The following is a 21,265-nucleotide window of genomic DNA, read 5'->3' as shown; positions in this document are numbered from 1 at the left end:
CGCCAAGGATCGCGCGAGCCGGCCCGGACGTCAAAGCCCCTTTTGTTCCCGTTCGCGCTTTCGTGTCAGCGGTAGCGGCGCAGGGATGCCGCCCGCTCCTCGGTGTTGGTGACGACGGTGCCGATGATCAGGTCGTGGAGCAGCCGGCGACGGCTGTTGAACAGGCCGACGATGGCGACCAGCGGCGTCAGCACGCTCGTCGACACCCAGAACAGCACGACGCTGACCACGGCGAGCAGCGGATACATCGGCGCGCCGTACCAGAGCCGCATCTCGATGCCCATGGTGCGCATGCCGATCGTCGCCGAGTGCGGGCCGCCGAGAGTGAGGCCGGTATAGACCAGCCCCCACACCACGAAACCGGGACTCAGCAGGCCGAACAGGAACCAGCCCACGCCGAAGGTGACGAAGCCAAGGACGAAGATCAGCAGCGCCGCCAGCCCGATCGGCACGCAGATGATCAGCGCATCGATCAGGAAGGCCACGAAGCGGCGGAACAGCACGCCCTCGAAGTACTCCGGCTCGGACACCGGACTGAAGGCGTAGGGCTTGGGCTCGCCATAATACTGCGCGTCGGACATGCCGGTCTCCTTGCGAGCCTCAGGTGGTGGTGGAGCGTGGCGGGAACAAGCCCCGCCGCGCTCCACGACGGCCATCGGGACGTCAGTTGCCGCTGCGCCAGTCGATGCGCTCGACATCCATGCCGTTCTCGATCAGCGCCCGGTAGACCGCGTCGGCATGGGTGCGATCGCGGGTTTCGACCGTCACGTCGAGACGGGCGCCCTTGGCGTGGACGTCGAGGAAGTGGCGCTTGTGCTCGACCTCGAGAATGTTGGCTCCGAGGCTGCCGAGCAGGCTGGCGATGATGCCGAGTTCGCCGGGGCGGTCGAGCATGGAAAAGCGGAAGGAGACGATGCGTTCCTCGCGCTCCAGCTCGCGCATCATGATCGAGGCGACGATGCGCGGGTCAATGTTGCCACCCGAGACCACTAGGCCGACCTTGCGTCCGCGATAGCGGTCGGGCTCGGCGAGCAGCGCCGCGAGGCCCGCCGCGCCGGCGCCCTCGGCCAACGTCTTCTGCTGGGTCAGGAACAGGTTGACCGCCCGCTCGATGGTCGGCTCGCTCACCAGCACCACGTCGGAGACGAGGGCGGAGACGATCTCGCGGGTCAGCGTACCCGCCTGCTTCACCGCGATGCCTTCCGCCAGCGTCGCGCCCTCGCAGGGCAGGCCCTGTTGATGCAGCGCGTTCCACATCGACGGGTAGAGGCGCGTCTCGACGCCGACGATCTCGATGTCCGGCCGCAGATGGCGGGCGGCGACCGCCATGCCCGAGATGAGCCCGCCGCCGCCGACCGGCACCAGCAGCGCGTCGAGATCGGGGGCGTCCTCCAGCATTTCGGCGGCGATGGAACCCTGGCCGGCGATGACATGGGCGTCGTCATAAGGGTGGACCCAGACAAGGTTTTCCTCGCGGGCGATGCGGTCGGCTTCCTCGCTGGCGTCGCCCACCGACTCGCCGTGCAGCACCACGCGGGCGCCGTGCGCCTCGGTCGCGGCGACCTTCACGATCGGCGTGTGCTTGGGCATGACGATGGTGGCGCGGATGCCGAGCCGGGCCGCGTGATAGGCGACCGCCTGGGCATGGTTGCCGGCCGACATGGCGACGACGCCGGCGGCCCGCTCCTCCGGGGTCAGGCTGGAGAGCTTCACCAGCGCGCCTCGCTCCTTGAAGCTCGCCGTGACCTGGAGGTTTTCGTATTTGACGAAGACATGGGCGCCCGTAATCGCCGAAAGGCGCGGCGCCGGCAGCGTGGGCGTGCGCAGCACCGCGCCGTCCAGCACCTTGCGTGCGGTGGCGACGTCGGCGGGAGAGACGGGCAAAGTCATCGAACCACTCAGAATTCTCGCGGCGAAGCTGCCGCACGATTGAGGAGCCCACCCGGCCGCAACAGGAGGAAAGCCGCCAGGAGGGAATAGATCACCACGTCGCGATACGCGATGTCGAAGGCCGAGGACCACACGATTTCGACGCCGGCGACAAGGGCGGCGCCGAGAAAAGCGCCCGGCACCGAGCCAATGCCGCCAATAATTGCCGAAATCAAGGCTTTGAGCGTAATCGCCAGTCCATCGCCGGGCGAAATCGTACCGTAGGCGATCACCATCGCCGCGCCTGCCAGCCCGGCGCAGGCGCCGGCGAGCGCGAAAGTGGTGCCGACCAGAAGCGGCACCCGCACGCCGAGCAGCGCCGTCATGAGCGGGTCCTGCGCGTAGGCGCGCCAGTTGCGCCCATAGGGCGAGAAGGCGATGAGGCCGAGCAGCGTTGACACGCCCGTCAGCGCGAGCCCTGTGGCGAGGAACTGTGCCGGCGTCGCCGTGGCGACAAAACCGTCCTGCCCGGCGATGTAGATCGGCCGGTTGAGCAGGGCCGGCAGCCAGTTCTCGCGGCTGCCGGAAGTGATGCGGAAAGCCTCCGACAGCGTGATGGCGACGGCGATGGTGGCGATCAGCACCGGCTGCGGGGAGCTCGTTCGCCTCGCGATGGGCACGAATACCGCCCGCCCGACGATCCAGCTCAGCAACGCGGCCGCCGCCACGCCGAAGACGAGCGCAAGGGCCAGCGTTCCCGGGCCGAGCCGGGCGTGGACGCCCGCCACCCCGATGGCGATTTCGCCAAAAGCGAGGTTGATGCGTCCGTAGAGGCCGTGGACCAGCGCAAATCCCGTAGCGATGAGCCCGTAGACGCTGGCCATCAGGACGCCGCCCAGAGCTTGCTGGAGCCAGTAGGCCTCACGCTTGCCGAGGGCGAACAGGGCAGGGCGGCTGGCCTCAGCGACATCCGAAAGGCCCCAGCGCTTGAGGATGTGGAGCTTGATGCCCCCCACCGGGCCGCGGTCGGTATCGACAGCCACGAGATCGAACCGCCCGGCCCCGGTCTGCGACGCGAAGCTGCAGATCAGCCAGTGCGGACCGCTGCCCAGCGGGCCTCGCGCCCGATAGCTCAACCGGAGCCCCGTGGCGGAGCCGGCCACCGGATTGAGCGAGCTCTCGGCGATCGTGGTCTCCTCGTCGTGCAACAGCGGCGCGACCGCGCGGCAGATGCGCGCCTGATCGGCGTCGATGACGGAGCCGCAGCCCGGCAGGAGCAGCAGGCCGAGGAAAAGCGCGAGACGAGCAACGGAGCCGGTTCGGGCGATGGGAACCGGCATGGCGGGTGCCGCGAGGCGCTCAGGCCTCGCGGGCGAGCTTCTCGGCGACGCGGGGCGCGAAATAGGTCAGCACACCGTCGGCGCCGGCCCGCTTGAAGGCCATCAGGCTCTCCATCATCGCCTTTTCGCCGTCGAGCCAGCCATTGCGCGCGGCCGCTTCGATCATCGCGTATTCGCCAGACACCTGATAGGCGAAGGTCGGCAGGCCGAAGCTCTCCTTCAGCCGGTAGACGATGTCGAGATAGGGCAGGCCGGGCTTCACCATCAGCATGTCCGCGCCTTCCTCGATGTCGAGCGCGGCTTCGCGAAGCGCCTCGACGCCGTTGGCGGGGTCCATCTGGTAGGTGCGCTTGTCGCCCTTGAGGCAGCCGGACGAGCCGACCGCGTCGCGGAAGGGGCCGTAGAAGGCGGAAGCGTATTTCGCGCTGTAGGCGAGGATCTGCGCGTCGAGATGGCCGGTGGCGTCGAGCGCCCGGCGGATGGCGCCGACCCGCCCGTCCATCATGTCGGAGGGCGCGATCACATCGGCGCCGGCATCGGCCTGCACCAGCGCCTGCTCGACCAGCACGGCGACCGTCTCGTCGTTGAGGATGCGTCCGTCCGCGTCGAGCAGCCCGTCATGGCCGTGGCTCGTATAGGGATCGAGCGCGACGTCGGTGATGAGGCCGATCTGCGGCACGGCGGACTTGATGGCGCGCAGGGCCCGGCAGACAAGGTTGTCGCGGTTGAGCGCCTCGCGTCCGTCGACCGTCCGCAGAGTCGGATCGGTGTAGGGGAAGAGAGCGAGGGCGGGAATGCCGAGATTCGCGGCCCGCTCCGCCTCGCGCACCGCCTCGTCCACGGTGAGTCGCTCCACGCCCGGCATCGAGCCGACCGGGGTGCGCTCGCCATCGCCGTCCATCACGAAGATCGGCCAGATCAGATCCGCGACGGTGAGCGTGTTCTCCCGCATGAGCTGGCGCGCCCATTCCGACTTCCGGTTGCGCCGGGGGCGCTGCACCAGATCGAGCTTCGACGACACGTCCGGCCGGCCGGCGGGCTCGGGATAGACAGGGCGCGGACGGGCGAAGGGAATGGTCATGGACATGCTCGCAAAGGCTGGTTGGGTCGCTCGGACCTCGAAGCGGCAGTTTCGAATGCTTATAGCTTCATATGAGACGAAGCGCGACCTGTTCAGCCGGGCGATTGCGTATAAGCCCGTCAACACGTCGCAGGGCATGTTGACGCGCCCCGTTACCTCTTAGCCGGACGGCCGGCTTTTCCCGGCGTGCCGAACGGCTTAAGTGGCGATGCGGAAACCGAAGCGAGGCCGGCGACGTGACGACAGATATCGGTATCAGGTTCGAGGTGCGCGGCGCGGCCGGCATCATCACGCTCGACCGCCCTCGGGCGCTGAACGCGCTCGACCATCCCATGGCGCGCGCCATGCTCGCCCAGCTTGATGCGTGGACCGGCGACGATCGGGTCGCCCATGTGGTGCTGCGCTCGGCGCATGACCGCGCCTTCTGTGTCGGCGGCGACGTGCGGGCGATGGCGTCCCTCGGCCGCGCCGGACGCAAGGAGGAGGCGCGCGACTACTGGCGGGATGAGTACAGGCTCGATTACCTCATCGCCCGCTATCCCAAGCCCTTCGTCTCGCTGGTCGACGGTTTGTGCTTCGGCGGCGGCTTCGGCATGTCCGGCCATGGGCGCTACCGCGTCGCCGGCGAGAATCTCGGCTTCGCCATGCCGGAAGTCGCCATCGGCCTGTTCCCGGATGTCGGCGGCACCTTCGTGCTGCCGCGCCTTCCCGGCTGGAGCGGTACCTGGCTCGCGATGACCGGCGCGCGCATCGGCATGCCCGATGCCATGGCGCTCGGTCTTTATACCCACCACATCCCGACCGCCCGCTGGCCGGAGCTTGTCGAGGCCCTCGCGGCGGGCGAGGCGATGGACGGCACGCTGTCCCGCTTCGCCGTCGCCCCGCCGCCTCCGGCCCTGCAGGCGCTCTACCCGCACATCGACCGCATCTTCGCGGGCGGCTCGGTGGAGGCGATCCTGATCGCGCTGGAGAAGGTCGGGGAGGGCGAGGGGCCGGTCGCCGAATTCGCACGCGCCCAGCGCGACACCCTTCGCCGCGCCTCGCCCACCAGCGTGCACATCGCCTTCCAGCAGATGCAGCGCGGCCCCGGCACCGACCTTGCCGGCTGCTTCAAGCTGGAGTTCCGGCTCGTCACCCATCTGCTCGACCAGCACGACTTCTACGAGGGCGTACGTGCCCTGCTGATCGACAAGGACCAGAAGCCGGTCTGGCGCCCCTCCCGGCTGGAGGATGTCGATCCGGCCGCCATCGCCGCCATGTTCGACGCGCCGCTTCCCGACGATTTGCTGCTTGCCTGAGCGCGTTTTGGAGTATGGAAGCGGCATGAGTTCGCCCTACGACCCCATCGACGCCACGCTTGGCCCCGCCGGCGCGCAGATGCCGCCCTGGCAATGGCGCGTGCTTGTCTATCTGCGCGGGCTGGCGGGCTTCCTCATGCTGAAGACCGTCTATAGCTGGACGCTGATCTGCGGCGTATGGGATGGCGATACCAGCCGCTTCGAGATGCTCTCGCTGGCGGCGCAGTCGGCGGTCATCTGGGCGGCGATCATGAATCCCGTCGCGGCGGTCGGGCTCTGGCTCGGCGCGTCGTGGGGCGTCGTGCTCTGGCTGGTGACGGCGATGGTGCAGATCCTCATCAACGCCTCCGCGCCGGAAGGCGTCGGCCGGCTGATGTTCGTCGCCGCGCTGGAGACAGTGCTGGTCGCGGCCTATGCCTTCCTCACCTACAAGGCGACGCGCGAGAGCGAGGGCTGACGGCAACCTTTCGTTAACGCATTGCGGTGACGAAGGATTCAGCCTTTCGCTTAAACCGATCTTAGCGGCGCGATCCCACACTCCGGTTCTTGATCAGAGGGAGCCAATCCCCAGAAAGACACCGGGGTGTGATGATGCGAGCAGGTCAGGCGGCCAACGTCGTTCCGTTCACCGATGCCGAGGAAACCCGCGCGGACGACGTCCGGCGGGACGAACTGCGCCCGCTCTATCGCGAGGCCGTCACGCTGGTCGAGCGGCTGCACCGGCGCCTGCTCGACGTGGTGAAGGACGAGTTCGACCGGCGCGGCCGCGACGACGTGAACGCGGTGCAGGCGCTGTTGCTGTTCAACATCGGCGATTCCGAGCTCACGGCCGGCGAGTTGCGCACGCGCGGCTACTATCTCGGCGCCAACGTCTCCTACAATCTCAAGAAGCTGGTCGAGATGGGCTATCTCGATCACCGCCGCTCGCGCATCGATCGCCGCGCCGTGCGCATCAAGCTCACCGAGAAGGGCGAGGAAGTGCGCGCCGTGGTCGAGGGGCTGCATCTCAAGCACATCGCCACGATCGAACAGATCGGCGGCATCGGCCCGGGCGAGTTCCAGATGCTCAACAAGGCGCTGAACCGGCTGGAGCGCTTCTGGACCGACCAGATCCTGTACCGCCTCTAGCGCTGCCTCGCCTGCGGCACGACTCGGCGTTCGTCTGCGGCGCAGCAATCTGATACAGCGGCATGCAGGGCGCTCCCGCTGTCCATCAGAGCCGCGATCGTGACTCCGCTGCGTCTATTCATCCTGCTGAACCCGGCCATCGGCCTCGTCTTCGCGACGGTGTTCGTCGTGCTCTGGCTCAACCAGCGCAATCGGCCGTACATCCTCATGATGGCCGGTGCGTCGGCGTCGTATGCGCTCGCGGTCACGGCCCAGATGACGATCCCGGCCATGCCCCGGATCGGCCTCAATACGATGACGTCGGCGGTGCTCTACCAGCTCGCCCTCAGCCTGTTCGTCGATGCCATGCTGACGCGCGTCGGCGTGGTCGGAAACCGCCGCTGGCTCCTCGGCATCTCGGCGGTCATCCTGTCGCTGGTCGCCTATTTCTTCTACGTCGACGACAGCCTCTCCACCCGCATCTACGTGCAGAATCTCGGCGCGGGGGCGATGCTGTGCTTCGCCGCGCTGCGTCTTCTCGCGGCGCCGGTCTGGAAGCCCATCGACCGGGTGCTGTTCTGGGTCGTGCTGCTCACCGGGCTGCATTTCCTGCCGCGCACGGTGATGACGATGCGGGTCGACGTGCCGGCGGGCCTGATCACGCCGGAGAATTTCGGCCGCTCGCTGTTCTATTCGGCGCTCGGTTTCGCGCTGGTCATCCTGGCGCTGCTGCTCTGCCTCACCTTCCTGCTGGCCGTGGCGCTGGACATTTTCGACGACCTGCGGCGGGAGCGGAACGGCGACAGCCTCACGCCCCTGCTCAACCGCCGGGGCTTCGAGGAGGAGGCCGACCGGCGCCTCGTGCGTCTGCACGGGGCACCTGCGAGCGTGATCTTCTGCGATATCGACCGCTTCAAATCGATCAATGACGGCCACGGCCACGCCGCCGGTGACGAGGTGATCCGCGCCGTCGGCCGGCTGATCGCCGAGGAACTGCGGCGCGAGGACATTGCGGGCCGCATCGGCGGCGAGGAATTCGTGATCCTGCTTCCCCAAAGCGGCCATGAGGACGCGCGCCTGCTGGCCGAGAGGCTGCGGGCGCGGATTGCGGAGCTGCACATCGGTGCCCTTGCCGGTGCGACGCTTACCGCCAGCTTCGGCGTGGCGGAGGCGGGGCCCAACGAGCCGCTGGACGAGGTGATGGAGCGCGCGGACGAGATGCTCTATCGCGCCAAGCGCGGCGGGCGGAACCGGGTCGAGGGCTGAGCCCGGTTCAACCTTGCAGGAAGCCTTCCAGCGTATTGGCCACATTGGTGCCGATGGCATCGACGGCATAGCCGCCCTCCATCACGAACAGCGTCGGCTTTCCAAGCCGGGCGATCCGCGCGCCGATCCTGAGATAATCCGGGCTGTCGAGCTGGAAGGCCGAGATCGGATCGCCCTTGAAGGTGTCGACGCCCAGCGAGACGACCAGCGCGTCCGGCGCATGGGCTTCGATGCGTGCGCAGGCCGCTTCCAGCGCCACGCTCCACGCCGCATAGTCGGTGCCTTTGGGAAGCGGATAATTGGCGTTGAAACCCTCGCCGGCGCCGGCGCCGATTTCGTCCACATAGCCCAGGAAGTACGGATAGGCCTGTCGCGGATCGGAGTGGATGTTGCACACGAGCACGTCGGCGCGGTCGTAGAAGATCGACTGCGTGCCGTTGCCGTGGTGATAGTCCACGTCGAGGACGGCCACCCGCGCAGCGCCCCGGTCGCGCAGGCCCTGCGCCGCGACGGCGGCATTGTTGACGAAGCAGTAGCCGCCCATCGTCGCCTGCTGGGCGTGATGGCCGGGCGGGCGGCAGAGGGCGAAGGCCATCCGCTCGCCGGCCGAGATCAGATCGGCGCCGGTGAGCGCGAGGTCGGCGCCGGCCTGCACGGCGTCCCAAGTGCCCGGAACGATGCAGCAGCCGCCGTCGAAGGAGAAGAAGCCGAACTTGCCGTCGACGTAGTCCGGCTCGATGTCGCGCATGCCGGGCGCCCGCCAGAAGCTCGGCAGCGCCGGATTGTCGCGCCCGCTCGCGGTCCACAACTCCCACGCCGTGGCAAGAAAACGCACATAGGCCGCGTCGTGCACCCGTCGAACCGGGTCGAGGCCGTGCGCGGTCGGCTCGACGAACAGCCCGAGCCGGCGCTCGCCGAGCGCCTTCATGATCATCGCGACTCGCTCGGGCTTCTCGAAGGCCGGCACGATCTGGCCGTGCGTGAGTTCGACATGGCCGGCATGGCCGAGATGTCGCGGCGAATGGATGATCTTCATGGTCAAAGCGTCCGGAAACAGTCGCGGGGCCGGGAGCCCAACGATAAGCAACGCCAGTGGGGAATGCCATCCGCTGGCCACCCCGTGTCGCACGGTTCGGCGCGAGCTGCCGCGTGGATGCAAGGCGCCTCTGCGGCAGGCGTGCTTTGAAACGTTCCGGGTGCTGTGCTAAGCGACCCGCCTCGATTTCGCGGCCGGCACGAGGTCGGCCGGGAGGCATCGCCACCGCCCAGGGAGGCCGGTCTATGTCGTCCGAAGCTCACGCTTCTTCCAGCAACACCATCAGCCGCTTCTTCTCGGCGTCGCTTGCCGAGACCGATCCGGAGCTCGCCGGCGCGATCACCGCCGAACTCGGTCGCCAGCGCGACGAGATCGAGCTGATCGCTTCGGAGAACATCGTCTCGCGCGCCGTTCTCGAGGCGCAGGGTTCGGTGCTGACGAACAAGTACGCCGAGGGCTATCCGGGTCGTCGCTACTACGGTGGCTGCCAGTTCGTGGACGTGGCCGAGCAGCTCGCCATCGACCGCGCCAAGAAGCTCTTCGGCGCCGGTTTCGCCAATGTGCAGCCCCATTCGGGGGCGCAGGCGAACACCGCCGTGTTCTTCGCCCTCATGCAGCCGGGCGACACCTTCCTCGGCCTCAACCTCGCCGCCGGCGGTCATCTGACCCACGGTGCGCCGGTGAGCCTGTCGGGCAAGTGGTTCAAGCCGGTGCCCTACAGCGTGCGCCGCGACGACCAGCGCATCGACTATGAAGAGGTCGCCAAGCTCGCCGACGAGCACAAGCCGAAGGTGATCGTCGCAGGCGGCTCGGCCTATCCGCGTCACATCGACTTCGCGAAGATGCGCGCCATCGCCGATTCGGTCGGTGCGTATCTGATGGTCGACATGGCGCACTTCGCCGGCCTCGTCGCGGGCGGCGCGCACCCCAATCCGGTACCGCATGCGCATGTGACCACCACCACGACCCACAAGACCCTGCGCGGCCCGCGCGGTGGTATGATCCTGACCAATGACGAGGATCTGGCGAAGAAGTTCAACTCCGCCATCTTCCCCGGCATCCAGGGTGGCCCGCTGATGCACGTCATCGCGGCGAAGGCCGTGGCCTTCGGCGAGGCGTTGCAGCCGGAGTTCAAGGTCTACGCGAAGAACGTCGTCGAAAACGCGAAGGCGCTTGCGGAAAATCTCAAGGGCCACGGCTTCGAGATCGTCTCGGGCGGCACCGACACGCACCTGATGCTGGTCGACCTGCGGCCGAAGAAGCTGACCGGCAAGGTCTCCGAGATCGCGCTCGGCCGGGCCCACATCACCTGCAACAAGAACGGCATCCCGTTCGATCCCGAGAAGCCGATGGTGACGTCGGGCGTGCGCCTCGGTACGCCGGCAGGCACCACCCGCGGCTTCGGTGTCGCGGAATTCCAGCAGATCGGCGATATGATCGCGGAAGTTCTCGACGTGCTCTCGCAGAAGGGCACGGACGAGGATAGCCTCGTCGAAGCGGCGGTGCGCGGCAAGGTCGCCGAGCTTCTCGCCCGCTTCCCGATCTATAGCTGAGGCCCACGATGCGCTGTCCCTACTGCGGAAGCCTCGACACCCAGGTCAAGGACTCCCGTCCCACCGAGGACAGCGCCGCCATACGCCGCCGCCGCATCTGCCCGGATTGCGGCGGCCGCTTCACCACCTTCGAGCGCGTGCAGCTGCGTGAGCTGACCGTCCTCAAGCGCTCCGGCCGCCGCGTTCCCTTCGACCGCGACAAGCTCGCCCGCTCGATCGAGGTGGCGCTGCGCAAGCGCCCCGTCGATCCCGAGCGGGTCGAGCGCCTCGTCTCCGGCCTCGTCCGGCGGCTGGAAAGCATGGGCGAGAGCGAGATCACCTCCGAGATGATCGGCGAGCGGGTGATGGAAAGCCTCAAGCAGCTCGACGACATCGCCTATGTCCGCTTCGCCTCGGTCTATCGCAATTTCCGCGAGGCCAAGGATTTCGAGGCCGTTCTCGGCGAGCTCGAGACCCGGCCTTCCGATGGCCTCTCCGATGATGACGATCTGAGGCCCGTCCGCCGCGCCGGCGGTGCAGGGCTCGATGATTGATGCCGCTCCCCACGCCTCCTGCCGGGACGGCATGTTCCTGCCATGACCAAGACCTCTTATGACGAAGCCCTGATGGCCGCCGCGCTGAGCGCCGGCCGTCGGGAAATGGGCCACACCTGGCCGAACCCCGCCGTTGGCGCGCTCGTCGTGCGCGAGACGCCGCAAGGCCCCGTCGTGCTCGGCCGCGGCTGGACCGCGAAGGGCGGGCGCCCGCACGCCGAGCCTCAGGCTCTGGAACAGGCCGGGGAGGGCGCGCGCGGCGCAACCCTCTACGTGACGCTGGAACCGTGCTCCCATCACGGCGGCACGCCGCCCTGTGTCGACGCGGTGCGCGCGGCGGGAATATCCCGCGTGGTGGCGGCCATCGAGGACCCGGATTTCCGCGTCGCCGGGCGCGGCTTCTCCATTCTTCGCGAGGCGGGCATCGAGGTGGAAGTCGGCGTCGGCGCGGCCGAGGCGCACATCGCCCATGCCGGCCACATCCGCCGCGTCACCGAGGGGCGGCCGCACATCATGCTCAAGCTCGCCGTGTCGGCGGACGGCAAGGTCGGGCTGGCCGGCCGGCGCCCGGCGGCGATCACGGGCGAGGTGGCGCGCGGGCGGGTGCACATGATGCGCTCGCTGCATGACGCCGTGCTCACCGGCATCGGCACCGTGCTCGCCGACGATCCTTTGCTGACCTGCCGTCTGCCCGGCATGCAGGACCGCTCGCCACTCCGCATCGTGCTCGATGCGTCGCTCCGCCTGCCTCCGACCAGCGCGCTCGCCCGCAGCCTCTCCGTCGCCCCGCTCTGGGTCGTCGCGGCGGAGGACGCGCCGGACGCGCCCGAGGCCATGCTGGTGGCGATGGGCATCGAAGTGATGCGCGTGCGCCGCCGTCCCGATGGCGGGCTCGACCTCAACGAGACGCTGAAGCTGCTGGCGCTGCGCGGTATCACCCGTGTCATGGTGGAGGCTGGCCCACGCATCGCGGCGGCCTTCCTGCGCGAGCGGCTGGTCGACGAGGCCAACGTCTTCGAGGCGCCGGTACGGCTTGGCGACGAGGCGCTCGATGCGCTGGAGGGCCTGCCGCTTTCCGCCCTCGATGACTATCTGACGGTCTGTGAAAGCGAGCGGCATGGCGAGGATCGCCTGCGCATCATGAGGCGTCGTTAATGTTCACCGGCATCGTCACCGACATCGGCACCCTGCGCGCCGTGGAGCCCCGCAACGACGTGCGGCGGCTGACCATCGCCACCCGCTACGACACCGCGTCCATCGAGCTCGGCGCCTCCATCGCCTGCTCCGGCGTGTGCCTCACCGTGGTGGCGACGCAGCCCGATGCCTTCGAGGTCGAGGCCGCACCCGAGACGCTGGCCGTGACCACGGCGAGCGGCTGGACCGAAGGCCGCCGGCTCAATCTCGAGCGCGCGCTGAAGATCGGCGACGAGCTCGGCGGGCACATCGTGCAGGGACATGTCGACGGCATCGCCCGCGTCGTCGAGCGCGAGGATCTCGGCGAGACGACCCGCTTCACCTTCGAGGCGCCGGAAGCGCTGGCTCCCTTCATCGCCGTGAAGGGCTCGGTGACGCTCGACGGCACCTCGCTTACCGTCAACGATGTCGACGGCACACGCTTCTCCTGCCTTCTCATCCCCCACACGCTCACCCATACGACATGGGGCGACGTCCGCGCGGGCGGTCTTGTCAATATCGAAGTCGACATGATGGCCCGTTATGCTGCGCGTCTTGCGGAGTTCCGTTGACGGCTGTACGTCGTCGGCCCGAGCAGAGTTCATGAGGTTCCTTCCATGGCGAGCCCCCGCCCGCCGCGTGCATCCGATGATGCCGCTGCCGCCGTGCCGCTGACCGGCGCGCGCGTCCTCATTGTCGAGGCGCGCTTCTATGACGACATCGCCGACGAGCTTCTGGCGGGCGCCCGGCAGGCGGTCGCCGCCGCCGGCGCCACGGCGGACGTGATCTCCATGCCCGGCGCGCTGGAGATTCCGACCGCCATCGCCATTGCGCTTGACGCCGCCGCCGCCGCCGGCACCCCCTATGACGCGGCCGTCGCGCTGGGCTGCGTGGTGCGGGGCGAGACCTATCATTTCGAGATCGTCGCGGGAGAATCCTCGCGCGCGCTCATGGATCTCGCGGTCGCCCGCAAGCTGCCGCTCGGCAACGGTATCCTCACCGTCGAGAACGACGAGCAGGCCTGGGCCCGCGCCCGCGTGTCGGAAGGCAACAAGGGCGGCGGCACGGTCGAGGCGGCTTTCGCCCTGCTGCGCCTCAAACGGCGCGTGGATAAGGCATCATGACGAGCGCCAAACCCGTCAATCACAAGCCGCTGCGCAAGAGCGCGGCACGGCTCAACGCCGTCCAGGCGCTCTACCAGATGGATCTGGCTGGGACGCCGCTATCGGAAATCCTCGCCCAGTTCGAGAGCCATTGGATCGGGCAGGAGATCGAGGGCGACGAGATCGCGGCTGCCGACCTCAATCTGTTCCGCGACATCGTCGGCGGCGTGGTGCGCGAGCAGCGCGCCATCGATCCGGTACTCGACGCGGCGCTGGTGAAGGGCTGGCCCCTCAAGCGCATCGAGGCGGTGTTGCGCGCCGTGCTGCGCGCGGGCGCCTATGAACTAACCGAACGCTCCGATATTCCCGCCCGCGTCGTCGTGGCGGAATATGTGAACGTGGCCGCCGCCTTCCTCGACCGCGAGGAAACCGGCATGGTCAACGCCGTGCTGGACGGGCTGGCGCGTGAGAAGCGGCCGGCCGAGTTCACCGGCTAGGGAGGCGGGATGACGGCGGGTGGCTCCGGCGATGCAAAGGCTTCGGGTGAAGACCTGCTGATCGCCCGGCTGTTCGAGCCGATCGCGACCCACCCCGGCGCGCTCGGCCTCAAGGACGATGCCGCGCTGCTCTCTGTCCCGCCGGGCCACGAACTCGTCCTGACCAAGGACGCGCTGGTCGCCGGCGTGCACTTCTTCGCCGACGATCCGCCGGAAGCCATCGCCCGCAAGGCGATGCGGGTGAACCTGTCCGATCTCGCCGCCAAGGGCGCCGAACCCCTCGGCGTACTGCTCGCCTTCGCCATCCCTCCCGAAATGGATGCCGCCGCACTCACCGCCTTCGCGCGTGGTATCGGTGCCGACGCGTCCCTCTACGGCGCGCCGCTGCTCGGGGGCGACACCGTGCGCACGCCGGGGCCCTTCATCGTGTCCATCACGGCCTTCGGCGTTGTGCCGGCCGGGCAGATGGTGCGCCGGGCAACCGCAAAGCCCGATCAGGCCATTGTGGTGAGCGGCACCATCGGCGACGCGGCACTGGGCCTTGCCCTGCGGCTCGACCCATCGCGGGCGGGGTTTGCCGGCCTCGGAGAAAAGGCCGCTGCCTTCCTGAAGGAGCGCTATCTCCTTCCACGGCCGCGCCTTGCGCTCGCCCGTGCTCTGCGAGGCCGGGCCAGTGCGGCCATGGATGTGTCGGATGGACTCGTGGGCGACCTGACCAAAATGCTGGCCGCCTCCGGCGTCGCCGGCGAGATCGAGGTCGATCGCATCCCGCTCAGCCCCGCCGCGCGCGCGGCCATCGAGGCCGAGCCGGCCCTGATCGAGACCGTGCTGACCGGCGGCGACGACTACGAAATCCTCGCGGTCATGCCGGACGAGGAACTGGACGCCTTCACCACCTTCGCGACGGCGGCCGGCATCGGCGTCTCGGTCATTGGCCGCACACAGGCCGGGCAGGGGCTGACGGTACGCGCCTCCAATGGAGCGGCGATGACCTTCGCGAAGGGCAGCTTCAGCCACTTCTGAGACTGCACCAAAGGCTAGGCGATTCCCCGATTGCCTGTGCCGAGGCTCCGACCTAGCCTCTTGGGGAAGGCATCGGAGCATCCGGTGCCTGACATCGGGAACCGCCAAAATGAAAATCGCCAAGATTCTGATCGCAGCCGCCGCCCTTGCCATCGGCACGGGCGCCGCGCAGGCCGAGATCAAGAAGGTGCGCATCGGCACCGAGGGTGCCTATCCGCCCTTCAATTCGGTCGACACGACCGGCAAGCTTATCGGTTTCGATATCGATATCGCCAACGCGCTGTGCGAGAAGATGAAGGTCGAATGCACCTTCGTGGCGCAGGACTGGGACGGCATCATCCCGGCGCTGCTCGCCAAGAAATACGACGCCATCGTCGCCTCCATGTCGATCACCGACGAGCGCAAGGAAAAGGTGGATTTCACCATCCCCTACTACCTGACGCCCGGAAACTTCATGGCGCCGAAGGACACCAAGATCACCGAGATCACGCCCGAGGCCCTGAAGGGCAAGGTCGTCGGCGCCCAGTCGTCCACGACCAGCGCGACCTATCTCGAGGACAAGTACAAGGGCACCGAGGCCAAGCTCTACCCGACCCAGGACGAGGCCAATGCCGACCTCGCCGCCGGCCGTCTCGACGCCGTCCTCGTCGACAAGTTCGTGGGCTATGAGTGGCTGGAGAAGACCGACGCCGGCAAGTGCTGCAAGTTCGTCGGCCCGGACCTCAAGGACGTGAACCCGCAGGGCACCGGCATCGCCGTCCGCAAGGAGGACACCGAGCTTCGCGAGATGCTCAACAAGGCGATCAAGGAGATCCAGGCGGACGGGACCTACCAGAAGATCAACGCCAAGTACTTCCCGTTCCCCATCAACTGAGGACGGAGCGGGCGGCGCGCTCCGGCGCGCCGCCCTTGCGCGCCTTCCCCGTCTCCCGAAAGCCCCCTTCATGAAGACCGACACGATCGTGCTCGGTGCCGGCATCGTCGGTACCTCCATCGCCCTCAATCTCGCGATGCGCGGACGGTCGGTCGTCCTGGTCGACCGGAGAGGGCCGGGAGAGGAGACCTCCTACGGCAATGCCGGGCTGGTCGAGCGGGCCTCGATCTATCCCGTCGCCTTTCCCCGCAGGATATCCGCGCTGGCCGACGTCGCTCTCGGCCGCAATCCCGCGGCGCATTACCACTGGAACGCGCTGCCCGGCCTCGTGCCGTGGCTGTTCGCCTACTGGCGCGCTTCCGCGCCCGCGCGCATCCTCGACTATGCCCGCACCATCGAGACCCTGCTGGCCCACAGCCTCGCCGAGCATGAGCGCCTCGCCGGGGCGAGCGGAGCCGGGCATTTCTTCCGCGAAGGCGGCTGGCTCAAGCTCTACCGCACAGAGGCCGGGCTTGAGAACGAACGCAGCGAGTTTCCGCTGGCCCGCCAATACGGCCTCAGCGCGCGCGAGATCGGCGTCGACGAGGCCCTGGCGATGGAACCGTCGCTGCGCCCGGTGTTCCGCGGCGCGGTGATCTGGTCGGACCCGCACTCGGTCTCCAGCCCCGGAGGCGTCACCCAAGCTTATGCCGCCCATTTCGCGGCATTGGGCGGGCATGTGCGCCGCGGCGACGCGCGCACCCTCGCACGTCTCGGCTCGGGCTGGTCGGTGACGACGGAGGAGGGGGGTGTCGAGGCGCCGGAGGTGGTGGTGGCGCTCGGCCCGTGGGCGATGGACGTGCTGCGCCCCTTCGGCCTGCGCCTGCCGCTGCAGGTCAAGCGCGGCTACCACATGCATTATCACGCCGCGGACGGCGCGGCGCTGTCGCGGCCGGTGCTCGATGAGGAAGGCGGCTACGTCATCACACCGATGGTCGGCGGCATTCGCCTGACGACGGGCGTGGAATTCGCCCGCCGCGACGCGCCGAAGACGCCCGTGCAGCTCGATCGCACGGAGACGCTGGCGCGCCAGCTCTTCCCCCTCGCTGCGCGCGCCGAGCCGGAGCCGTGGATGGGTTCCCGCCCGGCTTTCCCGGACATGCTGCCAGTGATCGGGGCGGCACCCGGCCAGAACGGCATGTGGCTCGCCATCGGCCACCAGCATCTGGGTTTCACGCTCGGGCCGATCACCGGCCGGCTGCTGGCGGAGATGATGGACGGGGAGACGCCCTGCACGGATCCCGCTCCGTTCTCGCCGCACCGCTTCGGCTGAAACGCGCTGCCCGCCACCGCCAGAAAAGCGAATGGCCGGGACGGGCCCGGCCATGACGCATCCTGCGCGAAGCGTAGGGCGATCCTACATCCCCGGCCGGAAGTTGGTGGCGTTGAAAATCTGGCCGATGAGCGAGACTTCCTGTCCGCCGGTCGGCGTGGAGCGGCTGATGAAGTCGAACACCTTGCCGTCCTTCAGGCCGTAGTCCGCGATGCGGGTGACGCGCTTGTCCTTCGGGTCGAAATAGACCGCGAGCACGCGCTGGTCGACGATCTCCGGCCGCATGAACATCACCTTCTTGGCCTTCTGCGAGATGTAATAGAACACCTCGCCGTCCACGGTGGCGACAGTCGAAGGAGTGCCCAGCACCAGCAGGACCTGCTCCTGGCTCGACCCGATGGGAATTTGCTCGAGCGCCCCCTCGGTGATCACATAGCCACGCTGCTGCTCGGAGACGAAGCCGGTGGGCGAGCGCGAGAGGCCCATATTGGCCGTGGCCATCGGCATGCCGCCGGAGCAACCCGCGAGCCCGACCGCCACGACCCCTGTCGCCGCCAGCGCAGCCAAGGCGGAAAGACGGGCGCCGGGCGCCCCCTTCTGCGTCACGCGCGTCGATGCCATCCACTCAACTCCAACCATTCGCCGTCCAGACGGACCCGTCTCTTCCGACGTGATACGGCAGAAAGCACAGGGCAGGGGCCTGAGGCAACCGGGCACCCCGCCGTAGCGTCAGCAAGACCCGTGCGGGGTTGCCAGCGCCATCGGCCCGCGCTACCCCGCCAGTGCCGGTCCGCCAAGGGGCGCGGCGACGTCAGCGAGGCAGGAACCGTCCATGATTCTGCGTTTCTTCCGCCGGAATGACGGAGGCGAGACCATTCAGCGGCTCTATGGCGCGATCGTGGCGCAGGCCCGCAATCCGGCCTTCTATACCGATTATGATGTCCCGGACACCATCGAAGGCCGCTTCGAGATGATCCTCGTCCATGCCTTCCTGCTTTTTCATCGCCTGAAGGACGAGGACGGGGAACGCCGGTCCCTCGGCCAGAAGGTGTTCGACGTCTTCTGCGTCGACATGGATTCCAACCTGCGCGAGATGGGCGTCGGCGACCTCACCGTGCCGAAGAAGATGAAGCGTGTCGCCGAAGCCTTCTACGGCCGCGTCGGCGCCTACGAGGCGCCTCTCGACGCCCGTCAAGCCGATGCGCTCGGCGAAGCCGTGCTGCGCAACGTCTATGCGTCCCGTCCCGAGGCGGACCTGCAGGCGAAGGCGCTCGCGACCTATATGATCGACGCTGCCGGGGCGCTGAAGGCCATTCCCTTCGAGACCTTCGCGTCCGGCGACTTTCCGGCGCCTTCCCCGGTCCGGAACCCTTCCACGGAGACTGCCCCGTCATGACGGATGCCTTGCCTCTTACCCATCCCCTTCTCGTGGCCAGCCTCCCCGAGGACGGACTGACATTGAAGATCGCGCCGGACGCGGCGACGCGCGCCGCGCTGGCGAAGGATTTCGGCATTCCCGGCATTCCGGCCGTGAAGGCCGAGGTGACGCTCCGGCCGGAGCGGGGGGGAACCGTGCACGTCACCGGCCACGTCGACGCGGTGGTGACGCAGACCTGCGTGGTGACGCTCGAGGACTTCGATTCTCCGGTGTCGGAGGAAATCGATCTGCGCTTCGCGCCGGAGGACCAGATTCCCGAGATCCGGCCGGGAGCCGAAATCGACGTTACCGAACTCGATCTTCCCGATCCGCTGGTCGACGGCACCATCGACGCCGGGGCCGTGGTGGCGGAATTCCTCGCTCTCGGCCTCGATCCTTACCCCCGCAAGCCGGGCGCAGAGTTCAAGGGGCCGGCCGAGCCGGGACCCGAGGAAACCTCTCCCTTTGCCGCTCTCGGGCGGCTGCGGGGCAAGGATGACGAGGACTCCAATTAGTCCCGCCATGACCGAGAAAATGCAGGACGCTATTGTCATGCGCGTTCATCTGGGGCATGCCGTCTGCACAAGAGCGGCATTGTCCCGCCGCCCCAACGCCGAATGAGACCGCGCCGCTAGATGTCCTCGACCGTCCGAATAGCGCTCGACGTCATGGGCGGTGATCACGGCCCCGACGTGGTTCTGCCCGGCGCCGAGATCGCGCTGACGCGACACCCGGACATCAGCTACCTGCTGTTCGGCGATGCCGGCCGGATCAACGACATCCTCAAGCAGCACCCGCGCCTCGCCGCAGCGAGCACGGTGATCCACACCGATGTCGTGGTGCGCATGGACGACAAGCCCAGCCAGGCGCTGCGGCATGGCCGCCGTGTCTCCTCCATGTGGCGGGCCATCGACGCGGTGAGGCTGGGGGAGGCGGATTGCGCCGTCTCGGCCGGTAACACCGGCGCTCTCATGGCAATGGCCAAGGTCAATCTCAAGACCATGGCCGGCATCTCCCGCCCGGCGATCGCCTGCCTGTGGCCCACCACGCGCGGGGAAAGCGTGGTGCTGGACGTCGGCGCCTCGATCGGCGCAACGGCGCAGCATCTCGTCGACATGGCGGTGATGGGTGCGGCCATGGCGCGCATCGTCTTCGATATCGAGCGCCCGACCGTCGGCCTGCTCAATGTCGGCGTCGAGGAGATCAAGGGCGTCGAGGAAGTGAAGGAAGCGGCCGCCGCGCTGCGCGGGACCGGCCACCCGGGGCTCTCCTATCACGGCTTCGTCGAGGGCGACGATATCGGGCGCGGCACGGTCGACGTCGTCGTAACCGAAGGCTTTTCCGGCAACATCGCGCTCAAGACCGCCGAGGGCACCGCCAAGCAGGTGGCGGAGTTCCTGCGGAGTGCGATCAACCGCAGCTTCATGGCGAAGATCGGCTATCTGCTGGCGCGCGGAGCCTTCCGCGCCCTGCGCGAGAAGCTCGATCCCCGCAAGTCGAACGGCGGCGTCTTCCTCGGCCTCAACGGCGTCGTCATCAAGAGCCATGGCGGCACCGACGCCGAGGGTTTCGCCTCGGCCGTCGATATCGGCTACGACATGGTTCGCTACCAGCTCCTGTCCCGTATCGAAGCGGGAATGAATGATCGTCCCCAGGTCGCCGCGACCGGCCCGGCGGAAGCCACCGTCTCCGGCGAGTTACAGGTTTCATCGTGAGTGCTATCCGTTCCGTGGTGCGCGGTGTCGGCGCCTATCTGCCCGCCCGCTGCCTGACCAATGCCGACCTCGTGCAGATGGTCGACACCTCCGACGAATGGATCGTCCAGCGCACGGGCATCCGCACGCGCCATATCGCCGCCGAAGGCGAGGTGACGTCGGATCTGGCCCTGAAGGCTGCGCAGGCCGCCCTGGCAGATGCCGGGTTGGAGCCGGGCGACATCGACCTGATCGTGCTGGCCACCTCGACGCCCGACAACACCTTCCCGGCGACGGCCGTCAGCGTGCAGGCCGGCCTTGGCATCACCCATGGCGCGGCCTTCGACATCCAGGCCGTGTGCTCCGGTTTCGTCTACGCACTCGCGACCGCTGACAATTTCCTCAAGTCCGGCGCCTACCGGCGCTGCCTCGTCATCGGCGCCGAGACCTTCTCGCGAATCCTCGACTGGTCCGATCGCACCACCTGCGTCCTGTTCGGCGACGGCGCCGGTGCGCTGGTGCTGGAAGCGGTGCGGGACGGCGAGGATGGCCGCGGCCTGCTGACCACGCATCTGCGCTCCGACGGCCGCTACAAGAACAAGCTCTATGTCGACGGCGGCGTCTCCTCGACCCGCAGCGTGGGCTATCTGCGCATGGAGGGCCGGGAGGTCTTCCGCCATGCCGTCGGCATGATCACCGACGTGATCGTCGATGCCTTTTCCGCGACGGGCGAGAGCGCCGAAACCATCGACTGGTTCGTGCCGCATCAGGCTAACCGGCGCATCATCGATGCGAGCGCCGTCAAGCTCGGCATCGCGCCCGAAAAGGTTGTGATCACCGTCGACAAGCACGGCAACACCTCCGCCGCGTCGATTCCCCTCGCGCTGGCGACGGCGCACGCCGATGGCCGCATCAAGCGTGGCGATCTCGTGCTGCTGGAGGCGATGGGCGGCGGATTCACCTGGGGTTCGGCGCTCGTTCGCTGGTAATGCGCTCCCGGAGCGCTATGCGCCGTTGACCGGCGGCAGTGACGGCGCCTAGTTTGGCGCTTCAAGAAAAGACAGGGCCGACGGAACAGGGAAGACAGCA

The 21,265-nt window shown here is 68.1% G+C and carries 23 protein-coding genes; 17 read left to right on the top strand and 6 right to left on the bottom strand.

Features of this window, described 5'->3' with window-relative positions; genetic code table 11:
* Nucleotides 1-65: 65 nt before the first annotated feature.
* From FO470_RS14015 to hemB, 4 genes are all read right to left on the bottom strand, one after another.
* On the bottom strand, nt 66-581 hold the full coding sequence (locus FO470_RS14015) for an RDD family protein (protein WP_144343580.1): 516 nt from the start codon (nt 579-581) through the stop codon (nt 66-68).
* Nucleotides 582-663: 82 nt separating this feature from the next.
* On the bottom strand, nt 664-1,890 hold the full coding sequence (locus FO470_RS14010; RefSeq protein WP_144343579.1) for a threonine ammonia-lyase: 1,227 nt from the start codon (nt 1,888-1,890) through the stop codon (nt 664-666).
* An 8-nt stretch (nt 1,891-1,898) separates the two neighbouring features.
* Nucleotides 1,899-3,209, bottom strand: coding sequence for a branched-chain amino acid ABC transporter permease (locus FO470_RS14005; RefSeq protein WP_144343578.1), 1,311 nt, complete (start codon nt 3,207-3,209; stop codon nt 1,899-1,901).
* A 19-nt stretch (nt 3,210-3,228) separates the two neighbouring features.
* Nucleotides 3,229-4,290, bottom strand: coding sequence for a porphobilinogen synthase (gene hemB / locus FO470_RS14000; RefSeq protein WP_144343577.1), 1,062 nt, complete (start codon nt 4,288-4,290; stop codon nt 3,229-3,231).
* A gap of 236 nt (nt 4,291-4,526) precedes the next feature.
* Between hemB and FO470_RS13995 the strand changes: the two genes are divergently transcribed.
* The 4 genes from FO470_RS13995 (at nt 4,527) to FO470_RS13980 (ending at nt 7,961) form a co-directional block, all read left to right on the top strand.
* On the top strand, nt 4,527-5,588 hold the full coding sequence (locus tag FO470_RS13995) for an enoyl-CoA hydratase/isomerase family protein (RefSeq protein ID WP_144343576.1): 1,062 nt from the start codon (nt 4,527-4,529) through the stop codon (nt 5,586-5,588).
* A gap of 25 nt (nt 5,589-5,613) precedes the next feature.
* Nucleotides 5,614-6,045 carry a DUF6163 family protein gene (locus FO470_RS13990; RefSeq protein WP_144343575.1) on the top strand — a complete coding sequence of 144 codons (432 nt, stop codon included), beginning with the start codon at nt 5,614-5,616 and terminating at the stop codon, nt 6,043-6,045.
* 134 nt (nt 6,046-6,179) lie between these two features.
* The gene (gene ldtR, locus FO470_RS13985; protein ID WP_244616880.1) at nt 6,180-6,716 is read left to right on the top strand and encodes a transcriptional regulator LdtR; all 537 of its coding nucleotides are present in this window, start codon (nt 6,180-6,182) and stop codon (nt 6,714-6,716) included.
* A gap of 99 nt (nt 6,717-6,815) precedes the next feature.
* Nucleotides 6,816-7,961: a GGDEF domain-containing protein gene (locus FO470_RS13980; RefSeq protein ID WP_144343574.1), complete on the top strand. Its 1,146-nt coding sequence runs from the start codon at nt 6,816-6,818 to the stop codon at nt 7,959-7,961.
* Nucleotides 7,962-7,968: 7 nt separating this feature from the next.
* Here FO470_RS13980 and FO470_RS13975 read toward each other — a convergent pair whose 3' ends face one another.
* Nucleotides 7,969-8,997 (bottom strand): histone deacetylase family protein, encoded by a 1,029-nt coding sequence (locus FO470_RS13975; RefSeq protein WP_144343573.1) that lies wholly within the window; start codon nt 8,995-8,997, stop codon nt 7,969-7,971.
* Between the two features lie 245 nt (nt 8,998-9,242).
* On the opposite strand from FO470_RS13975, the gene glyA reads away from it, so the two are divergent.
* The 9 genes from glyA to FO470_RS13930 all read left to right on the top strand — a co-directional run bounded on the left by glyA (nt 9,243) and on the right by FO470_RS13930 (nt 17,065).
* Entirely contained in the window at nt 9,243-10,550 is a 1,308-nt protein-coding gene (gene glyA, locus FO470_RS13970) for a serine hydroxymethyltransferase (protein WP_144343572.1), read from the top strand.
* An 8-nt stretch (nt 10,551-10,558) separates the two neighbouring features.
* Nucleotides 10,559-11,083 (top strand): transcriptional regulator NrdR, encoded by a 525-nt coding sequence (gene nrdR / locus FO470_RS13965; protein ID WP_144343571.1) that lies wholly within the window; start codon nt 10,559-10,561, stop codon nt 11,081-11,083.
* A gap of 42 nt (nt 11,084-11,125) precedes the next feature.
* Nucleotides 11,126-12,238, top strand: a complete 1,113-nt coding sequence (gene ribD / locus FO470_RS13960; RefSeq protein WP_144343570.1) for a bifunctional diaminohydroxyphosphoribosylaminopyrimidine deaminase/5-amino-6-(5-phosphoribosylamino)uracil reductase RibD — start codon at nt 11,126-11,128, stop codon at nt 12,236-12,238.
* On the top strand, nt 12,238-12,828 hold the full coding sequence (locus FO470_RS13955) for a riboflavin synthase (RefSeq protein ID WP_144343569.1): 591 nt from the start codon (nt 12,238-12,240) through the stop codon (nt 12,826-12,828). Before ribD ends, FO470_RS13955 begins: the two co-directional genes overlap by 1 nt.
* A gap of 45 nt (nt 12,829-12,873) precedes the next feature.
* A complete protein-coding gene (ribH, locus tag FO470_RS13950) occupies nt 12,874-13,380 on the top strand; it encodes a 6,7-dimethyl-8-ribityllumazine synthase (protein WP_144343568.1) in 507 nt (168 codons plus the stop codon).
* A complete protein-coding gene (nusB, locus tag FO470_RS13945; protein ID WP_144343567.1) occupies nt 13,377-13,856 on the top strand; it encodes a transcription antitermination factor NusB in 480 nt (159 codons plus the stop codon). Before ribH ends, nusB begins: the two co-directional genes overlap by 4 nt.
* A gap of 9 nt (nt 13,857-13,865) precedes the next feature.
* Complete coding sequence (gene thiL, locus FO470_RS13940; RefSeq protein WP_144343566.1) at nt 13,866-14,879, top strand: thiamine-phosphate kinase; 1,014 nt, start codon at nt 13,866-13,868, stop codon at nt 14,877-14,879.
* A gap of 109 nt (nt 14,880-14,988) precedes the next feature.
* Nucleotides 14,989-15,753 (top strand): ABC transporter substrate-binding protein, encoded by a 765-nt coding sequence (locus FO470_RS13935; protein WP_144343565.1) that lies wholly within the window; start codon nt 14,989-14,991, stop codon nt 15,751-15,753.
* A 70-nt stretch (nt 15,754-15,823) separates the two neighbouring features.
* Complete coding sequence (locus FO470_RS13930) at nt 15,824-17,065, top strand: NAD(P)/FAD-dependent oxidoreductase (protein WP_144343564.1); 1,242 nt, start codon at nt 15,824-15,826, stop codon at nt 17,063-17,065.
* An 84-nt stretch (nt 17,066-17,149) separates the two neighbouring features.
* Here the strand turns inward: FO470_RS13930 and FO470_RS13925 are convergent, their stop codons facing one another.
* Nucleotides 17,150-17,686, bottom strand: coding sequence for an outer membrane protein assembly factor BamE (locus FO470_RS13925; protein WP_144343563.1), 537 nt, complete (start codon nt 17,684-17,686; stop codon nt 17,150-17,152).
* A gap of 211 nt (nt 17,687-17,897) precedes the next feature.
* Here FO470_RS13925 and FO470_RS13920 point away from each other — a divergent pair, with 211 nt between their 5' ends.
* From FO470_RS13920 to FO470_RS13905, 4 genes are all read left to right on the top strand, one after another.
* The gene (locus tag FO470_RS13920) at nt 17,898-18,461 is read left to right on the top strand and encodes a ubiquinol-cytochrome C chaperone family protein (protein WP_144343562.1); all 564 of its coding nucleotides are present in this window, start codon (nt 17,898-17,900) and stop codon (nt 18,459-18,461) included.
* Nucleotides 18,458-18,997, top strand: coding sequence for a YceD family protein (locus tag FO470_RS13915; RefSeq protein WP_144343561.1), 540 nt, complete (start codon nt 18,458-18,460; stop codon nt 18,995-18,997). Before FO470_RS13920 ends, FO470_RS13915 begins: the two co-directional genes overlap by 4 nt.
* A 120-nt stretch (nt 18,998-19,117) precedes the next feature.
* Nucleotides 19,118-20,197, top strand: a complete 1,080-nt coding sequence (plsX, locus tag FO470_RS13910; protein ID WP_144343560.1) for a phosphate acyltransferase PlsX — start codon at nt 19,118-19,120, stop codon at nt 20,195-20,197.
* On the top strand, nt 20,194-21,165 hold the full coding sequence (locus FO470_RS13905; protein ID WP_144343559.1) for a beta-ketoacyl-ACP synthase III: 972 nt from the start codon (nt 20,194-20,196) through the stop codon (nt 21,163-21,165). The genes plsX and FO470_RS13905 overlap by 4 nt, the downstream gene beginning before the upstream one ends.
* The last annotated feature ends 100 nt before the right edge of the window (nt 21,166-21,265 follow it).

It is taken from the genome of Ancylobacter moscoviensis, from assembly GCF_007559435.1.
Classification (GTDB): domain Bacteria; phylum Pseudomonadota; class Alphaproteobacteria; order Rhizobiales; family Xanthobacteraceae; genus Ancylobacter; species Ancylobacter moscoviensis.
This window is presented reverse-complemented; position numbering and strand designations above follow the sequence as displayed.